The 18038-nt window shown below is 36.3% G+C and carries 16 protein-coding genes; 14 read left to right on the top strand and 2 right to left on the bottom strand.

What is annotated here, in order from left to right; all coding sequences use genetic code 11:
- Window positions 1-7 precede the first annotated feature (7 nt).
- The 11 genes from folD to F8162_RS11090 all read left to right on the top strand — a co-directional run bounded on the left by folD (window position 8) and on the right by F8162_RS11090 (window position 13310).
- Window positions 8-868, top strand: coding sequence for a bifunctional methylenetetrahydrofolate dehydrogenase/methenyltetrahydrofolate cyclohydrolase FolD (folD, locus tag F8162_RS11145; RefSeq protein WP_151633100.1), 861 nt, complete (start codon window positions 8-10; stop codon window positions 866-868).
- A 26-nt stretch (window positions 869-894) separates the two neighbouring features.
- The gene (xseA, locus tag F8162_RS11140; RefSeq protein WP_151633098.1) at window positions 895-2253 is read left to right on the top strand and encodes an exodeoxyribonuclease VII large subunit; all 1359 of its coding nucleotides are present in this window, start codon (window positions 895-897) and stop codon (window positions 2251-2253) included.
- Window positions 2243-2473: an exodeoxyribonuclease VII small subunit gene (xseB, locus tag F8162_RS11135; RefSeq protein WP_000428423.1), complete on the top strand. Its 231-nt coding sequence runs from the start codon at window positions 2243-2245 to the stop codon at window positions 2471-2473. The genes xseA and xseB overlap by 11 nt, the downstream gene beginning before the upstream one ends.
- Complete coding sequence (ispA, locus tag F8162_RS11130) at window positions 2473-3363, top strand: (2E,6E)-farnesyl diphosphate synthase (RefSeq protein ID WP_151633096.1); 891 nt, start codon at window positions 2473-2475, stop codon at window positions 3361-3363. The genes xseB and ispA overlap by 1 nt, the downstream gene beginning before the upstream one ends.
- A 302-nt stretch (window positions 3364-3665) precedes the next feature.
- The gene (dxs, locus tag F8162_RS11125) at window positions 3666-5558 is read left to right on the top strand and encodes a 1-deoxy-D-xylulose-5-phosphate synthase (RefSeq protein ID WP_151633094.1); all 1893 of its coding nucleotides are present in this window, start codon (window positions 3666-3668) and stop codon (window positions 5556-5558) included.
- Between the two features lie 3 nt (window positions 5559-5561).
- Window positions 5562-6401, top strand: coding sequence for a TlyA family RNA methyltransferase (locus F8162_RS11120; RefSeq protein WP_151633092.1), 840 nt, complete (start codon window positions 5562-5564; stop codon window positions 6399-6401).
- 141 nt (window positions 6402-6542) lie between these two features.
- Window positions 6543-6992: an arginine repressor ArgR gene (gene argR / locus F8162_RS11115; RefSeq protein ID WP_001032581.1), complete on the top strand. Its 450-nt coding sequence runs from the start codon at window positions 6543-6545 to the stop codon at window positions 6990-6992.
- Between the two features lie 267 nt (window positions 6993-7259).
- On the top strand, window positions 7260-8999 hold the full coding sequence (gene recN, locus F8162_RS11110; RefSeq protein ID WP_151633090.1) for a DNA repair protein RecN: 1740 nt from the start codon (window positions 7260-7262) through the stop codon (window positions 8997-8999).
- Window positions 9000-9117: 118 nt separating this feature from the next.
- The gene (spoIVB, locus tag F8162_RS11105) at window positions 9118-10416 is read left to right on the top strand and encodes a SpoIVB peptidase (protein ID WP_151633088.1); all 1299 of its coding nucleotides are present in this window, start codon (window positions 9118-9120) and stop codon (window positions 10414-10416) included.
- Between the two features lie 287 nt (window positions 10417-10703).
- Window positions 10704-11498 (top strand): sporulation transcription factor Spo0A, encoded by a 795-nt coding sequence (spo0A, locus tag F8162_RS11095; protein ID WP_033656399.1) that lies wholly within the window; start codon window positions 10704-10706, stop codon window positions 11496-11498.
- Between the two features lie 285 nt (window positions 11499-11783).
- Window positions 11784-13310, top strand: coding sequence for a glycosyltransferase family 39 protein (locus tag F8162_RS11090; RefSeq protein WP_151633084.1), 1527 nt, complete (start codon window positions 11784-11786; stop codon window positions 13308-13310).
- Window positions 13311-13498: 188 nt separating this feature from the next.
- Here F8162_RS11090 and F8162_RS11085 read toward each other — a convergent pair whose 3' ends face one another.
- The gene (locus tag F8162_RS11085) at window positions 13499-13645 is read right to left on the bottom strand and encodes a YycC family protein (RefSeq protein ID WP_001247671.1); all 147 of its coding nucleotides are present in this window, start codon (window positions 13643-13645) and stop codon (window positions 13499-13501) included.
- A gap of 50 nt (window positions 13646-13695) precedes the next feature.
- Between F8162_RS11085 and F8162_RS11080 the strand changes: the two genes are divergently transcribed.
- Window positions 13696-14424: a glycerophosphodiester phosphodiesterase gene (locus F8162_RS11080; protein ID WP_151633082.1), complete on the top strand. Its 729-nt coding sequence runs from the start codon at window positions 13696-13698 to the stop codon at window positions 14422-14424.
- Between the two features lie 48 nt (window positions 14425-14472).
- Here F8162_RS11080 and F8162_RS11075 read toward each other — a convergent pair whose 3' ends face one another.
- Window positions 14473-14706, bottom strand: coding sequence for a DUF2627 domain-containing protein (locus F8162_RS11075; protein ID WP_001190198.1), 234 nt, complete (start codon window positions 14704-14706; stop codon window positions 14473-14475).
- 135 nt (window positions 14707-14841) lie between these two features.
- Between F8162_RS11075 and F8162_RS11070 the strand changes: the two genes are divergently transcribed.
- Both F8162_RS11070 and yqiS read left to right on the top strand, forming a co-directional pair.
- Window positions 14842-16914, top strand: a complete 2073-nt coding sequence (locus F8162_RS11070; protein WP_151633080.1) for a sigma-54 interaction domain-containing protein — start codon at window positions 14842-14844, stop codon at window positions 16912-16914.
- A 195-nt stretch (window positions 16915-17109) separates the two neighbouring features.
- Window positions 17110-18009 (top strand): phosphate butyryltransferase, encoded by a 900-nt coding sequence (gene yqiS / locus F8162_RS11060; protein ID WP_151633075.1) that lies wholly within the window; start codon window positions 17110-17112, stop codon window positions 18007-18009.
- Window positions 18010-18038: the final 29 nt, after the last annotated feature.

Below are 18038 nucleotides of genomic sequence, written 5' to 3'. Positions count from 1 at the left end.
TCTTAAAATGGTAGCAGTAATCATCAAAGGAAATGAAGTTGCGGAGAAAAAACGAGCACAATTAACAGAAGAAGTTGTGAAGTTGAAAGAGCAAGGGATTGTACCAGGATTAGCAGTTATTCTAGTTGGAGAAGATCCAGCATCTCGTTCTTATGTAAAAGGAAAAGAAAAGGGCTGTGAACAAGTAGGAATCTATTCAGAGCTAATTGAACTTCCTGAAACAATTACTGAGGAGCGTTTGCTTGCTGAAATCGATCGCTTAAATGGCGATGACCGTATTAATGGCATATTAGTGCAATTACCTTTACCAAAACATATTGAAGAAAAAGCTATCATTGAAAGAATTTCACCAGAAAAAGATGTAGATGGATTTCACCCAATCAGCGTGGGACGTATGATGACGGGACAAGATACATTCCTTCCATGTACACCGCACGGTATTGTAGAATTAGTAAAAGAAACAAATCTTGATATCTCGGGAAAACATGTTGTAGTAATTGGAAGAAGTAATATTGTCGGCAAGCCAGTGGGACAATTGTTCTTAAATGAAAATGCAACTGTCACATACTGTCATTCTAAGACGCAAAATATGAAAGAGTTATCGAAGTTAGCTGATATTTTAATCGTAGCAGTTGGACGACCTAAGATGATAACAGCTGATTATATGAAAGAAGGAGCGGTTGTAATCGACGTTGGTGTAAACCGTTTAGAAACAGGCAAACTTTGTGGTGATGTTGATTTTGACAACGTGTTAGATGTTGCAGGTTACATTACACCTGTGCCAAAGGGTGTTGGTCCAATGACGATCACAATGCTTCTTCATAATACTGTTAAATCTGCTAAACGTGCAGGTGTCGTTTGTAAATAATTTGAGTCGGCTATGAGGAGAGAGAAATGGAGAAACAATATTTAACCGTTACAGCGTTAACACGCTATATAAAAACAAAAATAGAATATGATCCGCATCTGCAGTCTGTTTGGTTAAAAGGTGAAATTTCCAACTTTAAAAATCATAGTCGTGGCCACATGTACTTTACATTGAAAGATGAAAATGCAAGAATCGCAGCGGTTATGTTTGCGGGTCATAATCGTAATATTAAATTCAGACCTGAAAATGGGATGAAGGTACTTGTGAAAGGGAAAATTTCCGTTTACGAGGCGAGTGGTTCTTATCAAATTTATATTCAGGACATGCAGCCTGACGGAGTCGGAAACCTGCATTTAGCTTACGAACAATTAAAGGTTCGTTTAGAGGAAGAAGGTTTGTTTTCTCAAGTTTATAAAAAAACAATTCCTCCGTATGCTAAAACAATAGGTGTGATTACGTCGCCAACAGGGGCAGCGATTCGTGATGTTATAACAACGATTAAACGTCGTTATCCAATTGGAAATGTTATTGTGTTTCCGGTACTTGTACAGGGGGAGTCAGCAGCTCCCTCAATTGTACAAGCGATTCGTACAGCGAATGAAATGGGAGAGATAGATGTCCTAATCGTTGGGCGCGGGGGAGGCTCTATTGAAGAATTATGGGCTTTCAATGAAGAAATGGTAGCAAGGGAAATCTTTAAGAGTCAGATCCCTATTATTTCGGCAGTAGGCCATGAAACGGACTTTACAATTGCGGATTTTGTTGCCGATTTACGTGCGCCAACACCGACTGCAGCAGCTGAGCTGGCAGCGCCTAACATTATAGAGTTACAAGAAAAGGTATTACAAAGAACTCTAAGATTGCAAAGAGCAATGAGAGAGTTAGTACATAAAAAAGAAGAAAAACTACAAGTATTGCAAAAATCTTATGCGTTCCGTTATCCAAGACAAGTATATGAGCAAAAAGAAGAGCAATTAGATAGAGCGTTAGAACAGCTTGTTTTAGCGAAAGAGCGCTATATTGATAAAAAGGTAAATCAGTTAAAACAGCTTTCATTCTATTTAGAGAAGCACCACCCATCTCAAAAAATTATGCAAACGAAGGTAGCGGTTGAAACATTGCAAAAGCAACTGCAACGTGAAATGCAAACATTATTACAAACGAAAGAGTTTTCCTTTGTAAGAGCTGCTCAAAAACTTGAAGCGTTAAGTCCGCTTAAAGTAATGATGAGAGGGTACGGGCTTGTATATGATGAAGAGAAGCAAGTGTTAAAAAGTGTGAAAGATGTCAGCCTTGGAGATGCTGTTTCAGTTCAATTACAAGATGGAATACTAGATTGTAGCGTATCAGGCATAGAGGAGCGTGAATTGAATAATGGAAAATAAATTAAGCTTTGAAGAGGCAATTTCGCAACTTGAGCATCTCGTTTCTAAGCTGGAGCAAGGTGACGTACCTTTAGAAGAAGCAATTTCTTATTTTAAAGAGGGTATGGAACTATCTAAGCTTTGTGATGAGAAGTTGAAGAACGTACAAGAACAAATGGCAGTTATTCTTGGGGAAGATGGAGAGCTTGAACCGTTTACTGCTTTAGGAGATGAAGCATAGTGACTATTGCTTTTGATACTTTTTTGAAAGAAAGTAAAAATTTCGTAGAAGAGAAGCTTGTAAGCTATGCAAATGAATTACAATGTCCAAATGTACTTCGTGAAGCGATGGCATATTCTTTGGAAGCGGGTGGAAAGCGTCTCCGCCCTTTACTTTTATTTGCGACATTACAAGCGTTTGGTAAAGAAAGAAATCTAGGAATAGGTGCAGCTTGTGCTCTTGAAATGATACATACATACTCGTTGGTTCATGATGATTTACCTTGTATGGATGATGATGATTTAAGAAGAGGGAAGCCCACAAATCATAAAGTATTTGGTGAAGCGATGGCAGTTTTAGCAGGCGATGGTTTGTTGACGTATGCTTTTCAAGTTATTATGGCATATGAACAAAAGGAAATCTCTGCTGAAAAAAAAGTAAGACTTGTACTTGAACTTGCAAAAGCGGCAGGACCAGAAGGGATGGTTGGCGGACAAGTGGCAGATATGGAAGCTGAAGGGAAACAGCTTACGATTGATGAGTTGGAGTATATTCATAAGCATAAGACTGGGAAACTACTTGAATTCGCTGTACTTGCAGGATCGATACTTTCTGATGCCACAGAAGAACAAGAAGAAAAGTTACTTGCGTTTGCAAAATATATTGGCTTAGCTTTCCAAATTCGAGATGATATTTTAGATGTGGAAGGAACCGAAGAAGAGATTGGAAAACCGATTGGTAGTGATGTTTCCAACGAAAAGAGCACATATACGACGTTATTTACTGTAGATAGAGCAAAGGATATTTTAGAAGATACAATTGCAAAAGCAAAAGGTGCTATTGGTTCCTTGCAATTACAAGATGAATATTTACTATCTATTTGCGATTTGATTGCAAAACGTAATAACTAATATAACAGCGTTTCCATTTGTTGAGTCATTCATCATTTTATGATATAAATGTAGGAAAAGGTTTTTCTTTTCTTGTTATTGGCAAAAATATATGTAGATTACATTGCCGTTATCACTTCGTGTTAGCGGCTATTTTTTTCATCGCCTAAAGAAATATGGTTTATAATAGGATTAGGGCACAATAGACTGGTTAATTGCAGGACAAGGTGAAAAATAAAAAAAGATAATTTCTTGTTTTGTGTAAATGTTTTTTATAATATTTGACATGTTGACAGATTATGAAATGAAAGTGAGTGATCCATGTGGATCTAACGCAAATTCAAAACCCTAGTTTTTTGAAAGATATGTCTATCGGTGAACTAGAGGGATTGAGTGAGGATATTCGTAAGTTTTTAATTGAAGAGCTCTCTCAAACAGGTGGACATATTGCACCTAATTTAGGTGTAGTAGAACTCACAATTGCTCTGCATAAATTATTTGATAGTCCGAAAGATAAATTTTTATGGGACGTAGGACATCAATCCTATGTACATAAAATTTTAACAGGACGTGCAAAGGAATTCGGTACATTAAGGCAATATCAAGGGCTATGTGGTTTCCCAAAACGTTGTGAGAGTGAGCACGATGCATGGGAAACTGGCCATAGCTCGACATCATTATCTGCTGCAATGGGAATGGCTCTAGCACGTGATTTAAAGAAAACGAAAGAATATGTTATACCAATCATTGGAGATGGTGCTCTAACAGGCGGAATGGCTTTAGAGGCATTGAACCATATTGGACATGAAAAAACAGACATGATTGTTATTTTGAATGATAATGAAATGTCAATTGCACCAAACGTTGGTGCGCTTCATAATGTGCTTGGACGTCTACGTACCGCAGGGAAATACCATTGGGTAAAAGATGAACTAGAGTATATATTAAAGAAAATCCCAGCAGTCGGTGGGAAAGTTGCTGCGACAGCAGAGAAAATAAAAGATAGTCTTAAATATTTACTAGTATCTGGTGTCTTTTTCGAGGAATTAGGCTTTACATATTTAGGTCCAGTTGATGGGCACGATTATGAAAAGTTATTCGAAACGTTGCAATATGCAAAGAAAACAAAAGGCCCAGTGCTTGTTCATGTGATTACGAAAAAAGGAAAAGGTTATAAACCAGCTGAGAGTGATGTTATTGGAACTTGGCATGGAACAGGACCTTATAAAATTGAATCAGGTGACTTCGTTAAACCGAAAGAAGTTGCACCAGCATGGAGTGCTGTTGTTAGTGATACAGTACTTAAGCTAGCGAGAACGGATGAGCGTATCGTTGCAATTACACCTGCAATGCCTGTTGGATCGAAACTTGAGAAATTCCAAAAAGAATTCCCGGATCGTATGATTGATGTAGGTATTGCAGAACAGCATGCTACAACAATGGCAGCGGGTATGGCAACGCAAGGAATGAAGCCATTCTTAGCGATTTATTCAACATTTTTACAAAGAGCATATGATCAAGTTGTTCATGATATATGCCGCCAAAATTTAAATGTTTTCATCGGAATCGATCGCTCTGGTTTAGTAGGAGCAGATGGTGAAACGCATCAAGGTGTATTTGACATCTCATTCTTACGTCATTTGCCGAATATGGTACTTATGATGCCGAAAGATGAAAATGAAGGGCAACATTTAGTATATACGGCGATGCAATATGAAGATGGACCAATCGCATTACGTTATGCGCGCGGTAATGGACTTGGTGTTCATATGGATGAAGAATTAAAGGCGATTCCAATCGGTACTTGGGAAACGTTAAAAGAAGGTACACAAGCGGCTATTTTAACATTTGGTACGACAATACCAATGGCAATGGAAGCAGCTGAGCGTCTTGAAAAGGCTGGAGTTTCAGTGAAAGTAGTGAACGCTCGCTTTATTAAACCGATGGATGAAGCATATTTACATGATCTCTTAGGGAACAATATACCGATTTTAACGATTGAAGAAGCTTGCTTAATTGGTGGTTTTGGAACGGGAGTAGTTGAATTTGCATCTGAGAACGGGTACCATAGTGCGTTAATTGAACGAATGGGTATTCCAGACCGTTTCATAGAGCACGGTAGTGTAACAAAATTATTAGAAGAAATTGGTTTAACGACAGATGCTGTTGTAGACCGTATTCATACAATGATTCCATCAAAACAAAAAAGGGCGTAACAAATGAGTGCAAAAAAAGAAAGAGTAGATGTACTATTAGTAGAACGAGGGCTTATAGAAACACGTGAGAAAGCAAAACGCGCCGTTATGGCGGGACTCGTATATGCGAATGAGATGAGACTTGATAAGCCAGGAGAGAAAATCCCACAAGATACAGAGATTACGGTGAAGGGACAAGTTATGCCGTATGTAAGCCGTGGTGGTTATAAACTTGAAAAGGCATTAGAGACATTTCATCTGAATTTACAAGATAAAGTTATGATAGATATTGGTTCATCAACTGGTGGCTTTACAGATTGTGCGCTTCAAAACGGAGCGAAATTATCTTATGCATTAGATGTAGGATACAATCAGCTTGCGTGGAAATTGCGTCAAGATGAGCGTGTTGTCGTAATGGAACGGACAAACTTCCGTTACGTGACACCAGCAGACTTAGAACGTGGTTTACCGCAATTTGCTAGTATCGATGTTTCATTTATATCATTAAAGCTTATACTGCCGGTTTTAAAAACAATGCTTATGCCTAAAGGGGATGTAGCAGCGTTAATTAAACCACAGTTTGAAGCTGGAAGAGAGCAAGTTGGGAAAAAAGGTATCGTTCGTGATCGGAAAGTACATGAGGCTGTCGTGGAAATGATTGTCGACTTTGCTATAAAAGAAGGATACGACGTAGAAGGTTTAACATTCTCACCAATTACAGGCGGGGATGGTAATATTGAATTTTTAATTCATCTGAAATGGCATGGTGAACGCGAGAATGGCGAAAATCATTCTCCGGTTTCTGTTGAGCAAGTAGTTACAGAGGCGCATGATATCCTAAAACAAAAAGGAAAAGGGGAATAACATATGTTGTTCCTCTTTTTGTTGTAATTGTATAATGATTGTAAAAACAATTGTGTACAAGTAACGAATTATAAGTTAACATAAATAATGAAGTATACCAATGTTTAAACTATGGTAAGAGATAGTGTGAGGTGCAAATGTATGAATAAAGGTCAGCGCCATATTAAAATCAGGGAAATTATTGCAAACAAAGAAATTGAAACACAAGATGAATTAGTTGATATTTTACGTAATGAGGGATTTAATGTAACGCAAGCAACAGTATCGCGCGATATTAAAGAACTGCACTTAGTGAAAGTGCCATTACATGATGGTCGCTATAAATATAGCTTGCCAGCAGATCAACGATTTAACCCGTTACAAAAATTAAAACGCAATCTAGTGGATTCATTTGTAAAATTAGACACGGCAGGACATATGCTTGTGCTAAAAACATTGCCTGGTAACGCTCATTCACTTGGGGCACTTATTGATCATTTAGAGTGGGATGAGATCATCGGAACCATCTGTGGTGATGATACTTGCTTAATTATTTGCCGCACACCTGAAGATACAGGTGTTGTCTCTGATCGTTTCTTAAATATGCTGTAACAAAAAAATCTTGTTTGCTTTCCTCTGTAAAGTGGAAAGTGAACAGGATTTTTTAATTGGTTAAAAACGTGAATTCTTAATTGTAATATAATATTTTCTGTGAATAAAATTAGGAAATAGGTGGATTGACCCGTAAAACAAATGTTTGGTACAATGGAGCGGTTAGAAAAGTAATTTATACATACAAACATATAGTATGACTATTTGAATAAAGAACTGAGAAAAGCCCTGAATAGGGGATTAGTTTATAACGAGGTGAATGGGGCATTGTTATCGGAACTATCGATTAGAAACTTTGCTATTATTGAGGCATTAAATATTTCTTTTCAAAAAGGATTAACGGTTTTAAGTGGGGAAACAGGAGCTGGAAAATCGATTATTATTGATGCGATTAGTTTACTTGTAGGTGGTCGTGGTTCAGCGGAATTCGTTCGATACGGAACAGAAAAAGCTGAGATAGAGGGGCTATTTTATGTAGAAGATGATAAGCATCCGTGTATTGAAAAGGCAGAAGAGTTGGACATAGAAATCGAAGACGGCATGATTATTTTGAAGCGTGATATCGCTGCAAACGGAAAAAGCGTATGTCGTGTAAATGGGAAACTAGTTACCCTTAGTATATTAAAAGAAATTGGAAAAACACTTGTTGATATTCATGGGCAGCACGAAACACAAGATTTAATGAATGAAGAGCGTCATTTATTTATGCTTGATCATTTTGATGGAGATCGTATTGTTAAACAACTGGGTATATACCAAAACGTATACACTGACTATGAGAAGTTAAAAAAACAGTTAAAATCGTTAAGTGAAAATGAACAACAAATGGCGCATCGCTTAGATTTAATTCAATTCCAGCATGAAGAAATCCGTAAGGCGGATTTAAAGATGGATGAAGAAAATGAATTAACTGAAGAACGTTTGCAAATTTCTAATTTCGAAAAAATTTACAAAGCATTAGGCGATGCATATCGCTCGTTAAGTGCTGACGGACAAGGATTAGATAATGTACGAAGCGCAATGGGACAAATGGAGAGTATTACACATTTAGATGAAATGTATCAAGAAAATCATGATTCAATTGCAAATAGCTACTACTTATTAGAGGAAGTTGCGTATCAACTAAGAGAAAAGCTCGATATGATGGAATATGATCCGAATCGTTTAGACGAAATTGAAACGCGTTTAAATGAAATTCGTATGCTAAAGAGAAAATATGGAAATACTGTAGAAGAGATTTTAGCGTATGCTGATAAAATTGAACAAGAAATTTTTACGATTGAAAATAAAGACGTTCATATTGAAACGACGAAGAAGCAGTTAAAGGAATTAGAAAGTGTTATTCTGAAAGAAGCAACGTTGTTAAGTAATATGCGTCATGAACTTGCAGAGCATCTTACAAATGCCATTCATCAGGAATTAAAAGAATTATATATGGAAAAAACAAAATTTGAAGTGAGAATCATGAAGCGAGTAGGAAATGCTGAAGAGCCTCTTGTAGAAGGAGCGCCGGTAAGACTTACGGCGGATGGCTACGATCATGTGGAATTTTATATTTCAACAAATCCAGGTGAGCCACTAAAACCACTTTCAAAGGTCGCTTCTGGCGGAGAGTTATCTCGTATTATTTTAGCTTTAAAAAGCATTTTTTCTAAGCATCAAGGTGTTGCATCAGTTATTTTTGATGAGGTGGATACTGGTGTAAGTGGCCGGGTCGCACAGGCTATTGCGGAAAAAATTTATCGAGTATCAGTAAACTCACAAGTACTTTGTATTACGCACTTACCTCAAGTCGCTTCAATGGCGGATTCGCATTTATTTATTCGAAAACAAGTAGCGAATGATCGCACAATTACATCAGTTACCGTTTTAACTATGGAGGATAAAGTAACAGAAATAGCTCGAATGATTTCTGGTGTAGAAATTACAGATTTAACGACAGAACATGCGAAAGAATTACTTACGCAAGCACATCATTTTAAACAGACAGCAGAGGCTATCCAGTAATGGATAGCTTTTTTTCTCAAAAGATGATTTCTTAATTCTTCCGGTTATAAATAAAGCACTGCAAGGAGAGATTAAAAAGTGAAGCCAAGAGGCTGAATGTGGGGTAGGAGCGAGGAGAGTGAACAAATTGAAATTAGAAAGATTTCGCAAAATAATAGGTATTTTCCTCCTTGTTTCTTTAGTTTTTATAGGGTGTTTTAAACCGCTTCGGACGTTTATTTCATCCCCGAAGCAACTTGTTGTTTTTGAAGGACAACAATCAGAAATAGCTTCATTACCAGTATTTCAAGCTTCATCTACAGATCGTCATGTGTTTACAGTAAGTTCAAATGAACAAAAACAAGGACTTATGGTAAATTCTCATCAAAATGGTGAAGCAGATATGGTGTTTCAACTTGCTGGTTTTCCAGTGAAAAAAGTAAATGTGAAAGTATTAAAAGATTTCAAAGTTATTCCAGGTGGACAATCAATTGGTGTGAAGTTAAACACAAAAGGGGTACTTGTTGTAGGCCATCATTTAATTCAAACTGAAAAAGGGAAAGTGTCTCCTGGTGAAACAGCTGGTGTGCAAATTGGAGATATGATTACTGAAATTAATGGGAAAACAATTGAAAGAATGAGTGATGTAGCACCATTTATTCATAATAGTGGTGAAACAGGTGAACCGCTTAATCTTGTTTTGTTAAGAGATGGAAAACATATCCGTACTAAGTTAACACCACAAAAAGACAGTGGAGAATCGTCTTATCGCATTGGTTTATATATTCGTGATTCCGCAGCTGGAATTGGAACAATGACATTTGTTCATCCTGATTCTATGAAATATGGGGCACTTGGTCATGTCATTTCTGATAACGATACGAAAAAGCCGATTCAAGTCGAAGATGGACAAATTATGCGTTCGACAGTTACATCAATTGAAAGAGGTAGTCATGGGAATCCAGGAGAGAAATTAGCAAGGTTTTCACCAGATCGTGAAGTGATTGGTAATATTACAATAAATAGTCCATTTGGTATATTCGGGAAATTGAATGCGAATATGACAAATGGCGTAATGGATAAAGCAATGCCTATTGCACTATCTCATCAAGTAAAAGAGGGACCGGCAAAAATATTAACAGTTATTGATAAAGATAAAGTGGAGTCGTTTGATATTGAAGTTGTTAGTACAGTACCACAAAAGTTTCCGGCTACAAAAGGAATGGTAATAAAAGTAACAGACAAACGTTTATTAGCGAAAACGGGTGGTATCGTACAGGGCATGAGTGGAAGTCCAATTGTACAAAATGGGAAAGTAATTGGCGCTGTTACACATGTATTTGTAAATGATCCGACATCAGGATATGGTGTTCATATTGAATGGATGTTACATGAGGCTGGAATTAACATTTATGAACAAGAAAGAAAAGCGAGCTAATTATTAATTAGCTCGCTTTTCTGATGAAAAATTCGTTGAAATTTTGTAAAAGCTCCGCAAGAGGTGTTTTTTGTTGTAAAATAAAAGAAAAGGGTTGAACGTTTCGTTGTATTTCTATGATGGAATGTGTTGCGAAAGGGAATAAATGAGCGATAAACATATTTTTTTGTGATTTTATCGGAAAGTAACAAACTTTAAAAGGGAATTTTCACACAATTGTCGAACAATTCATGTAGCCTAGAAGGATACACATGTCGGAGAATCGATTCGGTAAGGGAGGAAAAGCTGTGGAGAAAATTAAAGTATGTCTTGTGGATGATAATAAAGAATTAGTATCAATGCTAGAGAGTTATGTAGCTGCTCAAGATGATATGGAAGTAATCGGTACTGCTTATAATGGTCAAGAGTGTTTAAATTTATTAAATGATAAGCAGCCGGATGTACTTGTTTTAGACATTATTATGCCACATTTAGATGGTTTAGCTGTACTAGAGAAAATGCGACATATTGAAAGGCTAAGACAGCCTAGCGTAATTATGTTGACAGCATTTGGACAAGAAGATGTGACGAAAAAAGCAGTTGACTTAGGTGCTTCATATTTCATATTAAAACCATTTGATATGGAGAATTTAACGAGTCATATTCGTCAAGTAAGCGGTAAAGCGAACGCTACCATTAAACGTCCACTGCCATCTTTCCGTTCAGCAACGACTATAGATGGAAAGCCGAAAAACTTAGATGCAAGCATTACGAGTATCATTCATGAAATTGGTGTGCCTGCTCATATTAAAGGATATATGTACTTAAGGGAAGCAATATCTATGGTGTACAACGATATCGAATTACTTGGATCTATTACGAAAGTATTGTATCCAGATATTGCAAAGAAATATAATACAACAGCAAGCCGTGTTGAGCGAGCAATCCGTCACGCGATTGAAGTAGCATGGAGTCGTGGGAATATTGATTCTATTTCGTCTTTATTCGGTTATACAGTATCCATGTCAAAAGCAAAACCTACGAATTCCGAGTTCATCGCAATGGTTGCGGATAAGCTGAGACTTGAACATAAGGCTAGCTGAGATTAGAATTAGTAAGTGATTTAAGTTTTAGTAAAGCTTAATAATTCTTGAAATTGATACTCGATATTAAATTTAAAACCAATGAACTTTTTATTTTATGACCAATGAATGTTAGAATTCGTTGGTCTTTTTATTTGCTTTGATTTAAGAATTTTGAAGGAATACATATGTATATAAAAAATGCAGTGAAAATAGGGTGTGCACAGGAGATACGTAGGTTTGACAACATAATCTCTATAACGTATCATTGATTGGGAAAAGTTAGAAATATAGGAGAATGGATGAATGACTTTAACAAAAATAGTGAATCGAGCTTACCCAATCATTGTTATAACGGTGTTTTTATTTGTATTTTCAATGATAGTAAGTAAATTTTTTATCCCGAAAACAATTTTGATGAGTGGTGAATTTCCTTATCCGACTGAGGAGTATACTCTTGAAAAAGTCGGTGCTGTTATAGCGGTGACGTTGCTTTTATTTGCGCTCTTCTTTATGTATTATAAGTGGGTTATTAATAAAATGAAAAGAACACACACAAATATTATGATTACTTTAGGTAGTATAATCATTTTGATGATGGAAATATTTATTACTTCCATAGCATTTAACCCTGTTATAGGAGATTATGCTATCCTTAAACAAGGGATTGTCTCTGTGTTTAATGGAGATGATCAATTCTTAGAAATGGGACAGCTTCTATTTTATCCATATAATACACATATCGTATTATTAGGAGGATATTTTGCTAGATTGGTAGGAAGTGTAGATTTAGCGATAAAAATATTACCGATAGCCTGTATAACAGGTAGTATTATTTTAAATGTATTAATTGTAAGGAAAATTACAAACTTTAAAGTTGCTCACATATCGATCGTGTTATCTGTGCTAAACATTTTTATATATTGGCAGGCACCAGTTTTCTATACGCATACATTAGTAATATTTTTTATTTCAGCAACGATGTATACATATTTGTGCTTGAAAACGGCGGAAACAAAAAGAATGAAGATTATTTTATGGATTTTATTAGGGGTTTTCGCAGCTTGTACTTATATTATAAGACCAACAGCATTGGCTGTAGCTTTAGCGATTTTAATTGAAAATATTTTAAAGTTTCGTAAGGAATATTCTATAAAGGTGTTAAGTAGTGTTTTATTTTGTTTAATCCTTATTGTAAGTTTTAAAGGTATAACGACAAAGTTAAATCTCAGCACCGATAATGAAATTGAAAAAATTCCATTTACTCATTGGGTGAAAATGGGGCTGAACAAAGATACGTATGGTGTGTGGAATCAGGCAGATGCAGATTATATTGATGATGAAAACATAAAGAATACGAAGGATTTGAATGAACACAATAAAGAAGTTATAGTGCAGCGTTTCAGTGAACTTGGTGTAACGGGTTATGTACAACATTTAAATGAAAAAATAACTAGAGAATGGGTATCAAGTCAGTTCTCCATGTACCGTATTGGAGAATGGTTTGAGCAGAAGAATGACACGATAACTAATTACGTATCGAACTATAATACAACGAATTATGAAATCGTCACTATATATTCGTATGTTATCAAATTATTCGTTTATGTAGCTGTTCTGGCGGCTATTATTCTTTATAAAAAGAAAGATGAAAATGAATCGGAAGTTATACGAATTGCGATGATTAGTACATTAGGAGTATTTACTTTCTTGTTACTATGGGAAACAGCTCCTCATTATACGTATGAAGCATTTGCATTTATGAATATTCCAGCTTCTTTAGGGTTGTATAAATTGTTTATGATTTTTAACAAAGAAAAGAAAAATGCATAATTTGAGTAATTGAAACAAGTAGTAAGAAACCCCTTCTTTTATTAAAAGAGGGGGTTTCATTTAATTGAATATAAATGTTTTGAGAAAAGATTACATGGAATCATAGTGCATCCGTTAAAGAATTTTAGCAGGGAAGTCATCCGTGATATAATAGAAAATAATAAAAAGTCCTGCAAAACAGGACTGTATTATTCTTCGTCTTTATTTTGTTTTTCTAATTCAACTAACTTTTGAATTAAAATGTGCTGCGGCATATGCATAAGTTGTTCAAGCGGAACACCTAATGCTTTTGATAGGCGGACTGCAGTGTCTGGAGAAATTTGTAATGGTCTCATAGAAGTACCTCCTTTTTCGTATAGTATAGCATAAGATTGGGGGAGTGAGGATGACTCTTATATTTGCACATCGTGGTGCAGCAGGAACATACCCAGAAAATACGATGATTTCATTTGAAGCAGCGGAATCTTTTAGAGCAGATGGTATTGAACTTGATGTTCAATTAACGAAAGATGGAAAAGTTGTCGTCATTCATGATGAAACAGTGAACAGGACAACAAATGGAAAAGGTGCGGTTCGAAATTATGTATATGAGGATTTATGTAAATTAGATGCGAGCTATAAATTTGGTGATAAAGTAGGGTTTTGTAAAATACCCCTTTTAGAAGAAGTATTACAATGGATTGAAAAAACAGAGATGCTACTTAATATTGAACTTAAAAATAATAAAATCCCATACAGAGGTTTAGAGGAAGAAGTTATAACGCTTGTACGGAAATGTAATCTAGAAGATCGTGTTATATTTTCTTCATTCAATCACTACAGTATGAAAAGGTGTCATATGATGGCTCCTGATATTCAAACAGCGATTTTATATCGCGAAGGTTTGCATAGTCCGTGGTCGTATGCGAAAAAAATGGGCGCTACAGCAGTGCACCCTAATTATCGTTATCTTCAAGATGCTGTTGCCGAATTAACGATGGAAAGTGATGTAGAGGTTCGCCCTTATACAATAAATGAAGAAACGCTTATGCGTAAATATTTTGATATGAATATTTCAGCGATTATTACTGATTATCCTGAAACAGCAAGAACGTTATTGCCAATAAAAAAATGAGACCGTGTGTAACGGTCTCATTTTTTATTTATAAATAGTGGGGCCTTCCTATCTTCTAAAGCGAGCTTGTACTTTATTTCGTTTACGGTCTCGGTGTAAGACGAAGCCTCCGAAGATATAAAACCCGAGCCCGAAGCAGAGAGCGCCGATTAAAAATTGTAACCATAGTATAGAGAGTGGAGGAAATAGAATCCCGAATACAGTATCTCTCATTAACTTAATGCCAAATACAGCTAATGAAATAGGGATGAGTGCTAATGATAGAGCAAGGTAACGCTGCATATAAACGCTCCTTTTCAGATTATTTTGTTTATTTTAATGATGTTATATGAAAAGGGGGTTTGTCAAGAGGGGACTGAACGAGTAAGATAAGGGTGTGAAAAATTTTGCAGAGATACTCGAGAGGAAGTGTAATAAATGAAACAAAAAGTTTTAATTGTTGGTGCAGGTGAAGGTGGCAGTACACTGCTGAATCTGTTACAAAGTTCGAATATATTTCAAATTATAGGGATTATTGATATAAATCCGATAGCAAAAGGATTACAAATGGCTAAGGAATACGGGGTTACGATTGGAGAGAGTGTAACGCCGTTTCTTTCTATGGATATTGATGTAATGTTCGATATGACAGGTGATGCTGATTTACATAAAGTTTTATTAAAGAAAAAGCATAAAGATACGCTTCTTATACCAGGTGACATTGCAAAAATTGTAACGAGATTAGCACATGAGAAGGAAGATTTAATTGGAAAGTTAGAAGAACAGACGCAGCAAGGGGATTTAATTTTAAATTCTACGCATGACGGTATGATTGTGATTGATCGAGAGGGACAAGTTCGCCTGTTTAATAAAAGTGCAGAGCGCATTATCGGATATAAAAAAGAAGATGCGGTAGGGAAATATATTTTAGAAGTTATTCCGACTAGTAAGTTGCTTCGTATTATACGTACGAAACAAATAGAAGTAAATTATGAACTGACATTAGAGAATGAAAAGAAAATTATTACAACACGTATTCCAATATTAAAAGAGGGAGGAGAGGTACAAGGGGCATTTGCGATTTTTAAAGATATAACAGAAGTTGTAGATCTTGCGGAAGAAGTTACAGATTTAAAGGAGATCCAAACGTTACTTGAGGCGATTATCAACTCGTCTGAGGAAGCAATTTCGGTCGTGGATGAAAAAGGAAGAGGATTAGTAATTAACCCTGCGTATACGAAATTAACAGGTTTAACAGAAGAGGACATTATTGGGAAACCGGCTACAACCGATATTGTAGAAGGTGAAAGTATGCATATGAAAGTACTTCGAACGCGTAGGGCGGTACGCGGAATACATATGAAGATTGGACAAAAGAAGCGTGATGTAATTGTAAACGTAGCGCCAGTTATAGTGGATGGGATATTGAAAGGAAGCGTTGGTGTAATTCGTGACGTATCAGAAATTCAAAAGTTAACAAATGAATTGAATCGAGCAAGGCAAATTATTCGAACGTTAGAAGCGAAATATTCATTTGATGACATTGTCGGAAACTCAGATGAAACAACGGCTGCTATTGAGCAGGCGAAACTTGGGGCGAATACACCAGCAACAGTATTACTACGCGGAGAATCCGGAACGGGTAAAGAATTGTTTGCACATGCAATTCATAATGGAAGTAATCGAAAATATAATAAATTCGTCCGGGTAAACTGTGCTGCTATTTCCGAGACTTTATTAGAAAGTGAATTATTCGGTTATGAGGAAGGGGCATTCTCAGGAGCAAAAAGAGGCGGAAAACGAGGTTTTTTTGAGGAAGCGAATAACGGTAGTATCTTTTTAGATGAAATAGGAGAATTGTCTGCAAATACGCAAGCGAAACTCCTTCGCGTGTTGCAAGAAAAAGAAATTGTAAAAGTTGGTGGAACGAAAGCGATACCTATAAATGTCCGAGTAATTGCAGCAACACATGTGAATTTAGAAAAGGGCATTCTAAAAGGAGAGTTTAGAGAGGATTTATATTATCGATTAAATAAAATTCCAATTCAAATTCCGTCTCTTCGTCAGCGAAAAGGAGATATACCGGCAATTGCAGACAGATTGATCCAAAAAATTAACCAAGATTATGGCCGGAATGTAGAGGGGCTTACTGATGCGGCTATTTCATATTTACAATCATATGAATGGCCAGGGAATGTGAGGGAGCTTGAAAACATTTTAGGACGAGCTATTATCTTTATGAATTATAACGAAATATATATTGATGTCCATCATTTACCCCCTTTACATACAGAAGAGCAGACTGAGGTAAAACAAAATAACTTATTACCTGAATTAGAAGAAAAGCCACTTGAACATTTGGTGACAGAGTTTGAAGGGCATATCATTCATGAATGTTTAGAGAGGTTAGATGGAAATAAAACAAAAACTGCAAGAGCATTAGGAATTTCGGTTCGGAATTTATATTACAAGCTAGAAAAGTATGAGTGTGCAAAAAATAGCATGCAATAAATTGCGTACCATGCAATTTATTGCATGGTATACAAAATGCGACAAAACAAGACAGAATATTTCGTTATTTTCCAAAACATTGATTTTACTGCATTTTGAATGCGTTTTCATTATTGGTAAGACCACTTTTAAAAGTTGGCACGGTATTTGCTTTATAAATAGACGAGGGACGACGGAAAGGGTTGATTACAAAATATGAAGTTAGAACACTTAATTGATCAAGCAGCAGGACAGCCTAAAAAAACTGTGGCTGTAGCAGTAGCTGAAGATCATGAAGTAATTGAAGCTGTAGCGAAAGCAATTACATTACAGCTAGCTCAATTTCGTCTATATGGAAATCAAGAAAAAATAATGGGAATGCTACAAGAACATGGTTTACAAACTTCAGAACATATTGAAGTGATTGCAGCAACGTCAAGTGCTGGGGCTGCAGAACTTTCTGTTAAAGCTGTAAGAAATGGCGAAGCAGATGTGCTTATGAAGGGAAACATCCCGACAGCAAATATTTTGAAAGCTGTATTAAATAAAGAGTGGGGACTTCGTAAAGGCAGCGTACTTTCACACATTGCAGCATTTGAAGTTCCAAATTACGATCGTCTTATATTTGTTACAGATGCAGCGATGAACATTGCACCTGATGTAACACAAAAAGCTGCTATTATACAGAATACTGTAGAAGTTGCCCAGGCAATAGGAATAGATTTGCCTAAGGTAGCACCAATTGCAGCGGTAGAGGTTGTGAATCCTGCGATGCAAGCGACAATTGATGCAGCGATGTTAACTCAAATGAATCGCCGCGGACAAATTAAAAATTGTGTCGTTGATGGACCACTTGCTTTAGATAATGCAGTATCACAAATTGCAGCAGAACATAAAGGCATAGTAAGTGATGTAGCAGGTAAGGCAGACATTTTACTCGTCCCAACGATTGAAGCTGGAAATGTGCTATACAAATCACTCGTATACTTTGCGGATGCAAAAGTAGGAGCTATGATTGCTGGCGCAAAAGCACCGATTGTTTTAACATCTCGTGCTGATTCAGCAGAAACAAAAGTATATTCATTAGCATTGGCAGTTGCGACTGCTTCAAAATAAACCAAAAAGGGTAAAACACTAGGGGGAAA

This window comes from Bacillus sp. CH140a_4T (assembly GCF_008923725.1).
Classification (GTDB): Bacteria; Bacillota; Bacilli; order Bacillales; family Bacillaceae_G; genus Bacillus_A.
Note: the sequence above shows the minus strand (reverse complement) of the source record. Positions and strands in the feature narration are given on the sequence as shown.